This is a genomic window from Arthrobacter bussei (assembly GCF_009377195.2).
GTDB classification, from domain to species: domain Bacteria; phylum Actinomycetota; class Actinomycetes; order Actinomycetales; family Micrococcaceae; genus Arthrobacter_D; species Arthrobacter_D bussei.
Genome location: NZ_VJXX01000003.1, coordinates 258,161 through 272,541, shown reverse-complemented (window position 1 = coordinate 272,541; position 14,381 = coordinate 258,161). Strand labels below are relative to the sequence as shown.

Below are 14,381 nucleotides of genomic sequence, written 5' to 3'. Positions count from 1 at the left end.
GAGAGGGGACGCACCGGGTTAGCCTCGCTCCACTGGCCCGCGAAGCGCGGGTAGGTCTCACCAGAAGGAACCCCGCATGTACCCCTCTTCCATGCTGCGCGCTCTCGCCCGCACCACGGCGGGTGCCGTCGCGGCCGCCGTGGCCGCTTCCGCCCTCGCCCTCCCTGCATCCGCCGCGCCCTCTTCCACCGTCCTCGCCGACGGCGCCGCGCTCGCCGGGACGGCGCAGCCCGACGGCACCTTCACCGCCACCGTCGGTGCACCTGCAGGCTCCACGGTGAAGTTCAAGCTCGACGGCACCTACCTGGGTCAGGACAGCACCGCTCCCTATGCCTGGCCCGTGTCCGCGGGTCCCGGCGCCCACAAGCTCAATGTCCGGTGGGAAGCACCATCAGGACGTCAGGAGACCACGGTGACCTTCACCGTCGCACCGACGGGAGCCCACCCGATCGTGAAACCCGCCCCAACGGCGCCGGCACCTGTACCGGTCCCGGCACCAGCGCCCGCAGTCGGCGTCCTGCGCGTCAGCACGGCTGCCGCGCTGACGTCAGCCCTGCAGACGGCACGCCCGGGCCAGACCATCGAACTCGCCGATGGGCGCTACATCGGCTCGTTCAAGGCTTCGGCGTCCGGCACGACGACGGCGCCCATCACGCTGCGCGGATCACGGTCCGCCGTCCTCTCCTCCGGCTCGACGTCGTCGGGCTACGGCCTCCACGTCACCGGTGCGAACTGGCGCATCAGCGGCATCTCGGTCGCCTCCTCGTCGAAGGGGATCGTGCTCGACGGTTCGACGAACACGCTGATCAGCTCTGTGGACGTCGGCACGATCGGCGCGGAGGCGGTCCACTTCCGCTCCGGGAGCAGCGACGGCGGGATCATCGACTCCGTCATCCACGACACGGGGCTGAAGCAGCCCGAGTACGGCGAGGGCATCTACCTCGGCAGTGCCAGGAGCAACTGGGCGGGCGGGATCCCGGACCGGTCGGACCGCGTCACGGTGCGAGGCAACCGGATCGTCAACACCTCGGCGGAGGGCATCGACATCAAGGAGGGGACCACGGGCGGCCTGATCACGGGCAACGTGTTCTCCAACTCCGGCACCTCGGGTGCCAACTACGCGGACTCCTGGGTCGACGTGAAAGGCAACGGGTACCGGCTGGAGGGCAACACCGGTTCCGGCACCAGGCTGGACGCCTTCCAGGTACACTCCGTCCTGGCGGGCTGGGGCACCGGCAACGTCTTCCGGGAGAACACGGTGAAGAACGGCGTCCCCGGGTACGAGGTCTGGGTGCAGTCGCCGTCGCTCGGCACGATCGTCGGATGCAAGGCGAGCGGAGCGGCCAAGGGTCTCAGCAACATCGCCTGCCGCTAGGTCCCATCCGAGACGTGGTCGCAGCAAGGGCCGGACGGGTCTCCCCGTCCGGCCCTTCCCGTGTGCGCGGTCGTGCAGTCCGGGCTAGACCGCGAGCGTCGGCGTCTCGTCGCGCAGGTCGGACGCGAGTTCCACCGTCGCCGCCTGCGCGGGGCGGCCGAGTGCGCGGTACTGCCATCCCTTCGACGTGTAGTCGTTCGCGTTCAGCGCGTGCCGGCCGTCGAGGATGCGGCGGTGGTTCACGAGGGCGCCGAGCGTGTCGGGGTCGGCGTTCCTGAATTCGGCCCACTCGGTGAGCAGCGCGACGACGTCGGCCTGCTCGACCGCCTCCGCCATCGACTCCACGTAGTTGAGGTCGGGGTAGGCACGGTGGGCGTTGGCATTGGCCTCGGGATCGTACACGGAGACGATGGCGCCCTCGAGGTAGAGCAGGCGTGCGACGTCGAGCGCCGGTGCGTCACGGACGTCGTCGGAGTTGGGCTTGAAGGCCGCGCCGAGGGCGGCGACGCGCACGCCGGCCAGGTCACCGCCGGCGAGTTCGCGGATGAGGTCCACGGTCCGGACGCGACGACGGTTGTTGATCGAGTCCACCTCGCCCAGGAAACTCACGGCCTGCCCGACCCCGAGTTCCTCGGCCCGGTACTTGAACGCACGGATGTCCTTCGGCAGGCAGCCGCCGCCGAACCCGAGGCCGGGCTTCAGGAAGCGCCCCCCGATGCGGTCGTCGAGGCTGAGGGCCTTCGCCAGGTGGTTGACGTCGGCTCCGGTGGCCTCGCAGACCTCGGCCATCGCGTTGATGAAGGAGATCTTCGTGGCCAGGAAGGAGTTGGCGGCCACCTTGACCAGCTCGGAGGTGGCGAGGTCCGCGACGATGGCCGGGGTGTCGAGATCGAGGATCGGCGCGAAGACCCGCCGCAGCTGCTGCTCGGCCCAGGGGGAGCTGACCCCGAAGACGAGGCGATCCGGGAACAGCGTGTCCTGCACCGCGAAGCCCTCGCGGAGGAATTCGGGGTTCCAGGCGAGTTCGAGCTCCTCACCGAGCGGCGAGACGGACTGCACCATGGCGGTGATCCGGGCGGCCGTGCCGATCGGCACGGTCGACTTCCCGACGAGCAGGGCCTTCCGGTCGATGCGGGTGGCCAGGGCCGTGAAGGCGGCGTCGACGTAGGTCAGGTCCGCGGCCGATGAGTCGGCGGCCTGCGGGGTACCCACGCACACGAAGTGCACGTCACCGAAGGCGGCGGCCTCGTCGAAGTCGGTGCTGAAGCGCAGGCGGCCCGAGGCAAGGGCTTCCTCGAGCTTCTCCGGCAGGCCCGGCTCGAAGAAGGGAACCCGGCCCGAGGACAGCAGGTCGATCTTGCGCTGGTCGACGTCGACGCCGAGGACGTCGAAACCCATGATGGCCATGCAGACCGCGTGGGTGGCGCCGAGATAGCCGGTGCCGATGACCGTGACTTTGGGGGCGGGTTCGTGGTTCTGGAGCGGAGTGCTCATGGGAGTGTCCTCATTTCGGGTAGGGGGTGGCTCGGAAGCGGGTAAGGGGTAGCTCGGAAGGTGGTGCCGGAGGGTGGAGGAAGAGGCGGGAGGCCCGGGTCAGCCGGAGGAGCAGGGTTCGTTGGACAGGCCTTCGCCGGCGGCGGAAGCGGAGTTGCTGCATTCGACGACGTTGTCGCGGACCGGCTTCAGCGAGTAGCCGAGCCCCGGTCCGTTGACCTCCGCGACATTGTCACGGAAGACGTTCTCGGTCCCCCAGCCGTCCACGATCTCGTGGGTCTGAAAGCCGTCGAGTGGTGAGTCCGTCCCGGTGTTGCCGTCGATCACCCAGCCGCGTCCCTTCACGTCCACCCAGGAATCGGCTTCGATGATGCCGGATCCGTCGAAGGTGTTGGCGCGCAGCACCCCGTCCGAGGTGCCCTCCTTGATGTCGACGTTCTCGGACGTGGTCCCGGAGATGGTGTTGCCCTCGATCTCGTTGCGGTCGCTGCGGTCGGGTTCGCAGTTGCTGATGTCGCACCAGTTGCTCTCCGCGGTGCCGATGTAGATGCCCTCGCCGAACTTGGGTTTCCGGAGGCCCGTGTCGCTGATGGTGTTCCCCATGACGCGGTTGTCGGTACTGAACTTCCGCAGGTGGATCGCCTCGTCGCCTGTGGTGGTGACGGTCAGGCCCTGGATCACGGTGTCGGTGGTCTGGTCCACCATGACGCCCTTCTGGCCGTTGCGGACGGTGAAGCCCTGCAGCACCCAGTGCGAGGAGTCCTCGAGATGGAAGACGTAGCCGTCCTCGGTGGTGCCGCCGTCGAGGACGCTCCCGGCATCACCGCAGAGAACGATCGGCTGTTCTGCAGTGCCGTTCGCGCTCGCGGTGAAGTTGCCTCGATAGGTCCCCGCGGCCATGCCGATGACGGTCCCGGGCCGCGCTGCGTCGAGCGCGTTCTCGAGGTCGGTGGCCGAGGCCACCCTGACGGTCGGCTCGGGGCACTCGACGGGCGTTGCCACCGGCCCGGGCGCGGGAGCGGCGTCGGCCGTCGGCCCGGGCTGCGCCTCCCGCTCCCGCCCGGCGGACCCCTTGCCGCCGGTGGTCGTCTCGAGGCCGACCACCACGACGACGGCGGCCACGGCGAGCGCCACGACGGCGAGGACGAGTACGACGAGCTTCGCGCGGCGGTTCATCGTGCCTGCCTGGCGTCGTCGATACGGATGATCCCGCGGCTGAGCGCCGTGAGCGGCACCCGCTCCTCGTAGGGGTTCCGGATGGTGCGGACGCGGAGGTGGCGCTTGCGGGTCACGGCTGTGGCGAGCAGGAGCAGTCCGAGCACCAGCCAAACGAACGTCAGGGGCTGGAACACGGAGTTCACCACGCTGTGCACGGTGGGCGCGGGGTGCCAGTCGAGCAGTTCGTTCTCCTCCACGAGGGCGCCCGTGGAGGTCTCGTCCCAGATGGCGACCGTGCCGTAGCCGCCGACGTCGTTGCCCGTCACCTCGGTGTCCGGCACGTTCCCGAGCAACGACACCCCGTGGCCGGAGAGCGAATGCATGGTGTTGCCCGAGACGGTGGCGGTGGCGTCCCGGACGTACACGCCGGTGTCGCCGCCGGAGATGGTGTTCCTCCGGATGTCCGCCTGGGCCCCGGGTTCGCGGACGGCGATGCCCTGGAGGCGCTGGTCGCGGATCTCGTTGTCGATGATGCCCACCCGCTCGGCTCCGTAGTTGACGACGACACCCACCTCGTTGCCCCTGATGGTGTTGCCGGTGAGGCGGAGATTCTCTCCTCCGCTGACCTCGACGCCGTATCGTCCGTTGTCGGCGACCGTGCTTCTCACCACGCGGTTGCCACCATAGGTGACGACGGCGGTGCCCACGGCGTTCGGGCCGTCGGCCAGGGGCTGGCCGTCCAGCGAGATGCCGTTCCGGCCGTTGCCGCTCGCCGTGACCTCGTGCAGGTCGACCCGCGTGCTCGAACGGCCCACGGTGATGCCGTCCACGGCATTGTCCGACGACGTCGTGGTGGTGATGGTCGCGTCCGTCACCGACCGGTGGAGGACGAGGCCGTCGACGAGGCTCCCGCTGATCGCGGTGTCGCGGATGGCGATGTCACGGGCATTGGTCACGAACAGGCCGAAGGCGTTGTCCCTGACCGTCAGGCCGTCGATCCCCGCGGTGACGACGCTGTAGTCGAGGTCGGTCTGGTCGGCGAGGGACCGGAGGTCCTCGTCGGGCAGCAGGCGGGCTCCGGCCGGGGCGACGGCGTCGGCCGTCGTGCCTGCCGCGTCGGGGAAGGTCCCCGGTGTGTCGGTGCCGGTGAGGGCGAGCCCACCGGTGTTGCCGCTCCAGAAGCCGAGGGAGGAGACGGTGGTGTGGGCGAAGGAGGCATGCCCGCCGATGACGCGGACGTAGGCCCTGCCGTCGGAGGTGTCCTCGTCGGAGCCCGAGCCGTCCCAGCTGGTGATGTCCAGATCGGACGTGGGAGTGCCCGCGATCGACAGCGAGCCGCCGAGCGCGACGATGGAGACGAAGGCGTCCTCGTCGCTCTGCATCCGGAGCGTCGTCCCCTCGTCCCCGGACAGGGACAGGGTGGCGCCGGCCAGCACCACGATGTTCTCGGTGAGCACGAAGGTGGACGATGCGAGCTGCGTGAAGGTGTCGGGGGCGAGTGTGAGCAGGTCTGCCGTGGTATAGGGGTCCGTCCTCGCCGGCAAGACGAGCGTGGTGGTGGCACCGGTCTGCAGGCGGTACGGGCCCTCGAGCCCGTCGACGCGCCACCGCGCGGCGGACGCGATGGTCCTGACGTAGACCAGGCGCTCCTCCTCGCTCCGTACGATGCGCGCCTCGCTGCGGGGATCCCCGGGGTACAGCTCCCCCTGTACGTTGCCGTTCGCGGCGATCTCGTTGCGTCCGACGGCGTCCACCTCGGAATCCCGCCAGAGGTTGCCGGTGGCGACGAAGGCCACTCCGGCGAGTGCGACGACGAGGAGGGCGACGAGGCCGAGGAGGAGGGGCTTGCGGCCGGTCATGCCACGGCCTCCCGTGCATCCCGGACGGATCCCTCGAGGACGGGGGCGGCGCCGTCGGACGTTGACTGGAGGCTCACGGCGTCCTGCCCGTCCCCGCCGATCTGATCCGCGTGGCGGGTGAGCCAGCCCTGCTTGTTCATCGTCGCGAAGGCGTACAGCTTGATGGGCAACGCCACCATGATCACGGCGAACGCAAGGACGGGGAGGATGAGGATGTCCTTCGGGTGACGGCGCAGGTGCGAGATCCCGCGGATGCCGCGGCCGAGCAGCAACCAGCTCAGGGCGGCGGCGATGCCGAGTGCCGTGAAATCGAGCCGGTTGAAGAGCAGGTAGAACATCGTCAGTCCCATGGTCACCGGCGTCAGCAGGATCTGGAGCACCGTGACCTTGGTGATGAACGGGACACGCCACAACCAGCCGGTACCGATCGCCGTGAGGTAGCAGCGGTACGAGTTGCGGCTCCACCGGACCCGCTGCTTCACGAAGGCCCGGAAACTGGCCGGGAACATGGACAGGGCCCGCGCCGTGGACTGGTGCACGGTCTTGTAGCCGGAGGCGAGCACCAGCCAGGTCAGGCGTCCGTCGTCGCCCGAGATGCAGCGCTTGCCGAGGAAGTACTCGTTCTCGAGGTGTTCGAGGACGGGCAGGACGGCGCTCCGCCGGTACACCGCGGTGCGGCCGGAGATGCAGGGAACGGCCCCGGCCGCACCCATGGCCGGCACGTAGTCGAGGTAGCGCAGGTTGACGAGCCAGTCGGCGATCCGGCGCCACACGCTGGTGTCGCGCCGGTAGACGTTCTGGTGGGTACCCACGGCGCCAACGAGCGGATCGATGAAGGGCATCTGCACGTTCCGCAGCAGGTCGGGCTGCCACCAGGTGTCGGAGTCGGTGAGGACCAGGACCTCGTACCGGGCGAGGCGGATCCCGACACCGAGCGCCGAGCGCTTGCCCACGTGGTGGAACAGGATGGGCCGGATCGTCGGGTCCTGCAGCGCCTCGATCCGGGCGTAGGCATCGAGGTCCAGGACGTCGAGGACGATGATGATCTCGTCCGGCCGCTGGGCGCGCCAGGACTCGAGGGCGCTCATCAGGATGTCCGGATCCTCGTGGAAGGAGGGCACCACCACGGAGGTCGTCGTCCGGTGGTCGGTCACGATGGGCTTCGCCCGGCGCGAGAGGATGAAGCGGTAGAGCCACAGGGCCCAGACGATCGCACCGGCGACGGCGACCGGGAAGTAGGGCGTGACCTCGGCCCAGAACGCGCTGATGTCGGTCCGGTCGAACCCGGAGAGCCAGGTGGAGAAGCGGTCCTGCAGCACCGCGAGGCCTACGTCCACGAGGGAGGAGGTGTCGGTGGTGAACACAATCGGGGGCATCGAGATCCTAGGCGGCTGGAGCGGGTGTCGGTGCGCACGTCGGCGGGCGTCGGGCCGACCCGGTTCGCAGGAACACCTGCCCGGCCGGGATCGCCCTCGGGTTCCCGACGATCGTCAGGACCCTTCCTTTCGAGGCTAGGACGAGGCACCCGGTCCGCGCATACCCGAAAAAACCGCGGCACTACTTGGGTCTACTCGGACCGAGGGGCCCTCCTGCATCCCTCCGCTCCCACATCCCGGGTGGGTGCGGGTAGGCCGACACGGAGGGCACGCAGACATCAAGGGGATCCCGTGCAGAGGACAGGGCTCGCCTGCACAGCCTCTGACCTGCGCCTTCACCATCGTGAGGGTTCTCCGTCCCGAGGACGGCAGGTGACGCCGGAGCCCGTGGCTCCTGCGGGCCGGGTACGTGGGGCCGACTACTCAGGTCCCGGCCGGGCGGCGTGATGCGTCACACGAAGTTAACGCGGTGCCCATCCGGTGGAAACGTCCCGGACGGGCAACGAGAGGCCTGCCTACTCCCCCAGGACCTCGGCGGCTTCCATCCACTGGCCTTCCAGATCCTCGATCTCGGCCTGAAGCTCCTGCAGGCGCGTGTTGAGGCCCGCGATCACCCCGAAGTCGGCGTCGGACTTCGCCCCGGCCTCCTCCATCTGTGCCTGCAGCTTGCCCTTCTGGGCGTCGACCTTGGAGATCTGCCGTTCGATCCGTGCGAGGTCCTTGCGGGCCTGCCGGAGATCCGCTTCGGAGGACGCCCCTGCCGATCCACCGCTGACGGCCGGGGAGGCGGCGCTGCCGGTGGCGGTCATGGGGCCCGCGGCGTTCCGCAGGTCGAGGTACTGGTCGACCCCGCCGGGGAGGTCGCGCAGGCGCCCGTCGCCGAGCAGCGCCATCTGGGAGTCGGTCACGCGCTCGAGCAGGTAGCGGTCGTGGGAGACCACCACGAGGGTGCCCGGCCAGCCGTCGAGGACGTCCTCGATGGCGGAGAGGGTGTCGGTGTCGAGGTCGTTCGTCGGTTCGTCGAGCATGAGGACGTTCGGTTCGCCGACGAGCAGGCGCAGCAGCTGCAGGCGACGGCGCTCGCCGCCGGACAGCTCGCTCACCCGCGTCCACTGCTTCTCGTTGGTGAAGCCGAGCTGCTCCACGAGCTGGCTCGCCGAGACCTCCTTGCCCCCGACGGCGAACACGCGCTTCTCCGACTCGATGACCTCGATGACCCGCAGGTCGTTCACGTCGTCGAGCTCGCGGACCTCCTGCGACAGCACCGCGGTCTGGACGGTCTTGCCCTTCTTGACCTTGCCCGCCGTCGGCTGCAGTTCGCCGTTGAGCAGGCGCAGCAGGGTGGTCTTGCCCGAACCGTTGACGCCCACGAGCCCGAGCCGCTGCCCCGGTGCCAGGCGCAGGGTGATCCGGTCGAACAGCGTCCGGTCCCGGCCTTCGCCGTCGGTGATCGCGAGGCTCACGTCCTCGAGATCCAGCACGTCCTTGCCGAGCCGGGACATGGCCATCTTGCTCAGGGCCAGGGAGTCGCGCGGCTCGGGGACGTCCGCGATCAGTTCGTTCGCCGCCTCGATCCGGAACTTCGGCTTGGCTGTGCGGGCCGGGGCGCCGCGCCGCAGCCAGGCCAGTTCCTTCTTGACCAGCTGCACGCGCTTGGACTCGACGACGGACGCCATGCGGTCACGTTCGGCCCGGGCGAGGACGTAGGCGGCGTATCCCCCGTCGAAGTCGTCGACGACGGCGTCGTGCACCTCCCACGTGTGGTTGCAGATCTCGTCGAGGAACCAGCGGTCGTGGGTCACGACGAGGAGCCCGCCCTCGGTGGGGCGCCACCGCTGCTTCAGGTGCTTCGCGAGCCAGGCCACGCCCTCGACGTCGAGGTGGTTGGTGGGCTCGTCGAGCATGATGACGTCGTCGTCGCCGATGAGGAGCTTCGCGAGCGCCACGCGGCGCTTCTGCCCGCCGGACAGGGAGGAGACGCGGGCGTGCCAGTCGACCTCCGAGACGAGACCGCCCATGACATCCCGGATCTTCGGATTGGAGGCCCACTCGTGGTCCGCCTGGTCGCCCACGATCGCGCGACCCACCTCGAGGTCGCCGTCGAGCACGTCCGACTGGTCGAGGTAGCCGACGGACACGTCCCGCCGCTTGGTGACGCGACCGGAATCTGGCGCGCTCCGCTGGGCGAGGAGGCGCATGAGCGTGGACTTGCCGTCACCGTTGCGCCCCACCATGCCGATACGGTCGCCGTCCTCGAGCCCGAGGGACACGGTGTCGAGGATGGTGCGGGTGACGAAGGCGACGCTGAGGGATTCCGCGCCGAGGAGGTGTGCCAAGAAGATGCTGCTTTCGGTTGAGCGGTGTGGTGCGCTGATATGGGGGTGGCCCAGGTCAGCCCTGGGGGTCCTGCGAGATGCGGGCCCCGTGGGCCGGACCGTGGACCGACGTCGCCTGCAGCCCCTCCGATGCGAGGAGCACCTCGAGCTCGGCTGCGTGACCCGAGCTCTGGGTGAGGAAGGCGATGGTGGGCCCGGATCCTGACACGATCCCGGCCAGTGCTCCGGCGGTCCTGCCGGTCTCAAGGATATCTCCCAGGGCGGGGGCGAGTTCGAGCGCCGCCTGCTGGAGGTCGTTGTGCAGCAGGGGCGCCAGGCCCAGCGCGTCCCCGGCCCGCATGGCGCCGAGGATCGCGGGATCGATGCCGGGCCGGGGGTCGGGCTCCACGCCGTCGCGCAGCCGGATCGCGTCGAGAGTCCGGTAGACCTCCGGCGTGGAGAGCCCGTAGTCGGAGGTGACGAGGACCCAGTGCAGCGGCGTCTTGGAGATGGCCGGCGTGAGCTGGTCCCCCACCCCGAGGCCGACGGCGGTGCCACCGACCAGGGCGAACGGCACGTCCGCCCCGAGGTCCACGGCGATCTTCGCAAGCTCGTCCCGGGAGAATCCGCTGCCCCACAGGGCGTCGCAGGCAAGCAGGGCCGCGGCGGCATCGGCCGATCCGCCGCCCATTCCGCCGGCGATCGGCACGCGCTTGGTGATGTCCAGCTGCACCCCGGTGTGGCCGGGGCTGACCTCGGCCAGCAGTTCGGCCGCGCGCACGGCGAGGTTACTGCGATCCAGCGGGATGCTCGCCGCCGGCAGATTCAGCGTGCCCTGCCCATTGACGGTGACACTGATGCCGTGACCCGGCGTCTCGGTCGCCAGCACCTCCTCGTAGAGGGAGACGGCGAGGAACACGCTCGCGATGCCGTGGTAGCCGTCCTCCCGGGGCGGGCCCACCTTGAGCGAGACGTTGATCTTGCCAGGGGCCTTCACCCGGACGGAGCGCGCACGGGCGAAGTCCGTGCGCATGTCGAGAGTTCTGTCCGAGACCATGTCCACCAACCTAGCTGACGGCGTCAGCCGGCAGCGGACGCCCCTGGTGGGCCCGGCTCGGTGGACGGACCCGGCCGGGCCGCCCTTCGCGGGGTATCCGGGGTATCCGGGGTATCCGGGGTATCCGGGGTATCCGGGCTACCGGCTGCAGCGGCCGTGGCCGGCACGGTCGACGCAGCGTCCACATCGGCTCCGGCTCCGGCTCCGGCTCCGGCTCCGGCATCGGCCTTGGCCTCGGCGATGCGCGCGAAAGCGGTGATGTCGAGCACCTCGCCCCGCGCGGTGGGGTCCACGCCCGCGGCGCGGAGGGCCTGCTCGGCCAGCGCCGGGGACCCCGCCCAGCCGGCGAGCGCCGCCCGGAGCGTCTTGCGCCGCTGCGCGAACGCCGCGTCGATGACCGCGAAGACCTGCTCCCGGCTCGCCGTCGTGACCGGGGGCTCGCGCCGCGTGAACCGGACGAGGCCGGAGGCGATCTTCGGCGCCGGCCAGAAGACGTTCATCCCGATCACCCCCGCCTTCGTCATGCTGGAGTACCACGCCGCCTTGACCGAGGGCACGCCGTACACCTTCGACCCCGGCGGGGCGGCCAGCCGGTCGGCCACCTCGTCCTGCACCATCACGAGGCCGTGCCGGAGCGTGGGGAAGCGCGCGAGGAGGTTGAGGACCACGGGGACGGCCACGTTGTAGGGCAGGTTGGCGACCAGTGCGGTCGGCGCGTGCGGCAGTACCGTGACACGCAGGGCGTCCTCGAGGACGACGTCGAGCGCCGCCGTGCGGTCCGGCCGCCACTGCGCGATCGTCCCGGGGAGCTTGCCTGCCAGCACCGGATCGATCTCGACGGCGACGACCCGTTCTGCGGCGTCGAGCAGGCCCAGGGTCAGGGATCCGAGCCCCGGCCCCACCTCGAGCACCGTCTCGTCCGGAGCGAGACGGGCCGCCGTGACGATCCTGCGGATCGTGTTGCCGTCGATCACGAAGTTCTGGCCGAGAGTCTTGGTGGGGCGGATGTCCACCTCTGCTGCCAGTCGGCGGATGTCGGCGGCGCCGAGGAGGGGCGCGGGCTGGCCCGCGGCAGGGGTCGAAGTCACCCCGCCATCGTATCCGGCCCGGCGGACGGCCCGGCGGGCCGAGGTCATCCGCCTCGGCACCCGCCGGTACCAGGATCCGGGCGGCGGGTGCCGCTTCGGACGGTCGAGGGTGGGTGAGCGGAGATCCGGTGGAGGGAGTCGGCGACGCCTGATGGGAACCCTGGTCTCAGGAGGGTGCCCGGCGCCGCCGACCCGCTCGGGGGCGGCCTCCTCGCTGGGAAGGGAGGCCACCGTGTGCGCCGGCCCTTCCGGTCTCAGAAGAAGGGCGGCGAGGGGATCCCCGCCGGCCGGCGTGCTGCCACAGGCGGGCGGGAGTCCCTGCAACGAGGCTACGGAGCGCGTGTGCGGCGTGGCACGAGTGCCACCCACCCGCCTTCCGCAGGGTGCTACTCGGATCGCCGGATCGGGCTACTTACGTCGCTCATCCATCGGCTTCTCCGGCGTGATGCGACCCGTCGGCCGGGCTCGGAGCAGCGTGGCAGTCACGGAGCATCCCACCTCCCGTACACCGCTTCGGTGTTGGCGGTGAGCCGGGAGCACAGGGCGTCCACGTCGGAGCCGACGACCTCCGCCATCGCCCGCACGGTGTTCGGCATGACGTAGCTCGCGTTCGGACGGCCGCGGTGGGGATGCGGTGTCAGGAACGGAGCATCCGTCTCCACCAGGACGAGCCCCGGATCCGCGACGAGCAGGGCCTCCCGCAGGTTCGCGGCGTTCTTGAAGGTGACGGTGCCTGCGAAGGACATGAACCAGCCCTGCTCGTTACAGGTACGGGCCAGGGCGGCATCGCCCGAGAAGCAGTGCAGCACCACGCGCTCGGGTGCTCCATCGGACAGCAGGGTGGCGACGACGTCGTCGTGTGCCTCCCGGTCATGGATCTGCAGCGCCTTGCCCAGGCGCTTGGCGATGTCGATGTGGGCGCGGAAGGACGTCAGCTGGCTCCCGCGTCCCTCCTGCCCGGTCCGGAAGTAGTCGAGGCCGGTCTCACCGAGGGCCCGGATCCTGCCACCCGTCGCAAGCTGCTCGATCTCCGACAGGGCGTCGTCGAGCGTTCCCCCCTCGGCGAGGAGCGGGGCGTCGTTGGGATGCAGCGCCACCGCGCCGAGCAGGCGAGGATCCTGCTCGACGACGGCGGCCGTGAACCGCGAGGACTCCAGATCGGTCCCCACCTGGACCGCCCCGCGGACCCCGGCCGCCTGGGCCGCGTCGAGCGCCTCGCCGATCGGGACCAGGACGGCGCCGTCCCGGACATCGAAGTGCGTGTGGTTGTCGATCACCGGCACCGCGAGCGGCTCCGGCAGGGGTGGGAAGCCACCCTTCCGTCGCCGTCGGACCTCCCCTGCGGACTCGTCGGAGCTGGACGCGTCGGCTTCCTCCGGCTCCCGATAGGCGGGTGGGGTCTCGCCGACGGTCAGGCCGTGGCCGGCCGCGTTCGCACTGTCACACATACCTTCAAGCCTAGCCAGCGCGCGGAACTTATCTCCCCGGGGACAAGTTGAGCTAGTAATCTGTTAAATCCATCAGCCCGGTCTGTCCTGCCCCGCGCCGGACCGGTCGCGGCCGTTCCCTGTGTCGTCGATCCCGGCCGCCCGGCCGACGGTCCCCGGTGCGGGCTCTCGCGTGGAAGGTACCCATGGACGTCCAGCACAACATCGCCGAGGTCGCCGACGCTCCACGATCGGTGGCCCTGGACGTTCCGGACGTCCCGGGAGCAGGATTCCACGAAATCAGCTCCCGCATCCTCGACGCGATCGACACCGTGATCGACGGCAAGCCCGAAGCGGCGCGGCTGGCACTGACGGTCCTGCTGGCACAGGGCCATCTGCTCCTCGAGGACGTCCCGGGGGTGGGCAAGACCATGCTGGCGAAGACCCTGGCGCGGACGATCGACTGCACCGTGAACCGGATCCAGTTCACCCCCGACCTGCTGCCGTCCGACGTCACGGGCGTCTCGATCTTCAACCAGGACTCGCGGCGCTTCGAGTTCCGGCGTGGACCCGTGTTCGCGAACATCGTCATCGGCGACGAGATCAACAGGGCGTCCGCCAAGACGCAGTCCTCCCTGCTCGAGTGCATGGAGGAGCATCAGGTGACGGTCGACGGCCACACGCACCCGCTCGGGGCGCCGTTCATGGTGGTCGCCACGCAGAACCCGATAGAGATGGAGGGCACCTACCCCCTGCCCGAGGCTCAGCGGGACCGTTTCATGGCGCGTATCTCCATGGGCTACCCCGATGCGCGGGCGGAGGCGGACATGCTCGAGACCCACCAGTCCGTCTCGCCCCTCGAGGCGATCAGGCCGGTGGCGAGCGTCGCGGACATCGCGGGCATGATGCGCCAGGTGCGCGGCGTCTACGTCTCGCCCGCGGTCAAGGACTACACCGTCTCGATCGGCCGCGCGACGCGCGAGCACCCCCGGCTGCGGCTCGGCGCCAGCCCGCGCTCCCTGCTCCAGCTCCTCCGCGCCGCGAAGGCGGGCGCAGCCCTCGAAGGGCGCGACTTCGTCCTGCCCGACGACATCGCCGCGATCGCCGACGCCGTCCTCGCCCACCGCCTCCTGCTCGACCGCAAGGCCACGAGTGCCGGCGATACGGCATCCACCATCGTCGCCGACGTCCTCGCGCGCGTCCCCGTGGCCCGCGAGGTGCAGCGGCGATGA

General features: G+C 70.2%; 9 protein-coding genes and 1 pseudogene. 2 read left to right on the top strand and 8 right to left on the bottom strand.

Features of this window, described 5'->3' with window-relative positions; genetic code table 11:
- The first annotated feature begins 76 nt into the window (after window positions 1-76).
- Window positions 77-1,375, top strand: a complete 1,299-nt coding sequence (locus FNH21_RS11900) for a right-handed parallel beta-helix repeat-containing protein (RefSeq protein ID WP_152815798.1) — start codon at window positions 77-79, stop codon at window positions 1,373-1,375.
- An 84-nt stretch (window positions 1,376-1,459) separates the two neighbouring features.
- On the opposite strand, the gene FNH21_RS11895 is transcribed toward FNH21_RS11900, so the two are convergent.
- From FNH21_RS11895 to FNH21_RS11860, 8 genes and pseudogenes are all read right to left on the bottom strand, one after another.
- The gene (locus FNH21_RS11895) at window positions 1,460-2,869 is read right to left on the bottom strand and encodes a UDP-glucose dehydrogenase family protein (protein WP_152815795.1); all 1,410 of its coding nucleotides are present in this window, start codon (window positions 2,867-2,869) and stop codon (window positions 1,460-1,462) included.
- 99 nt (window positions 2,870-2,968) lie between these two features.
- Window positions 2,969-4,045: a right-handed parallel beta-helix repeat-containing protein gene (locus FNH21_RS11890; RefSeq protein ID WP_152815792.1), complete on the bottom strand. Its 1,077-nt coding sequence runs from the start codon at window positions 4,043-4,045 to the stop codon at window positions 2,969-2,971.
- Window positions 4,042-5,886, bottom strand: coding sequence for a right-handed parallel beta-helix repeat-containing protein (locus tag FNH21_RS11885; RefSeq protein WP_152815790.1), 1,845 nt, complete (start codon window positions 5,884-5,886; stop codon window positions 4,042-4,044). The genes FNH21_RS11890 and FNH21_RS11885 overlap by 4 nt, the downstream gene beginning before the upstream one ends.
- Window positions 5,883-7,262, bottom strand: coding sequence for a glycosyltransferase (locus FNH21_RS11880; protein WP_152815788.1), 1,380 nt, complete (start codon window positions 7,260-7,262; stop codon window positions 5,883-5,885). Before FNH21_RS11880 ends, FNH21_RS11885 begins: the two co-directional genes overlap by 4 nt.
- 515 nt (window positions 7,263-7,777) lie before the next feature.
- Window positions 7,778-9,598 (bottom strand): ABC-F family ATP-binding cassette domain-containing protein, encoded by a 1,821-nt coding sequence (locus tag FNH21_RS11875; RefSeq protein ID WP_152815786.1) that lies wholly within the window; start codon window positions 9,596-9,598, stop codon window positions 7,778-7,780.
- A gap of 55 nt (window positions 9,599-9,653) precedes the next feature.
- Window positions 9,654-10,634 (bottom strand): 4-(cytidine 5'-diphospho)-2-C-methyl-D-erythritol kinase, encoded by a 981-nt coding sequence (locus tag FNH21_RS11870; RefSeq protein WP_241743209.1) that lies wholly within the window; start codon window positions 10,632-10,634, stop codon window positions 9,654-9,656.
- A gap of 227 nt (window positions 10,635-10,861) precedes the next feature.
- Window positions 10,862-11,770: pseudogene (gene rsmA / locus FNH21_RS11865) on the bottom strand (16S rRNA (adenine(1518)-N(6)/adenine(1519)-N(6))-dimethyltransferase RsmA); the annotation flags it as partial.
- Window positions 11,771-12,204: 434 nt separating this feature from the next.
- Window positions 12,205-13,170 carry a TatD family hydrolase gene (locus tag FNH21_RS11860; RefSeq protein WP_152815784.1) on the bottom strand — a complete coding sequence of 322 codons (966 nt, stop codon included), beginning with the start codon at window positions 13,168-13,170 and terminating at the stop codon, window positions 12,205-12,207.
- Window positions 13,171-13,355: 185 nt separating this feature from the next.
- Between FNH21_RS11860 and FNH21_RS11855 the strand changes: the two genes are divergently transcribed.
- Window positions 13,356-14,381, top strand: a complete 1,026-nt coding sequence (locus FNH21_RS11855; RefSeq protein WP_152815782.1) for an AAA family ATPase — start codon at window positions 13,356-13,358, stop codon at window positions 14,379-14,381.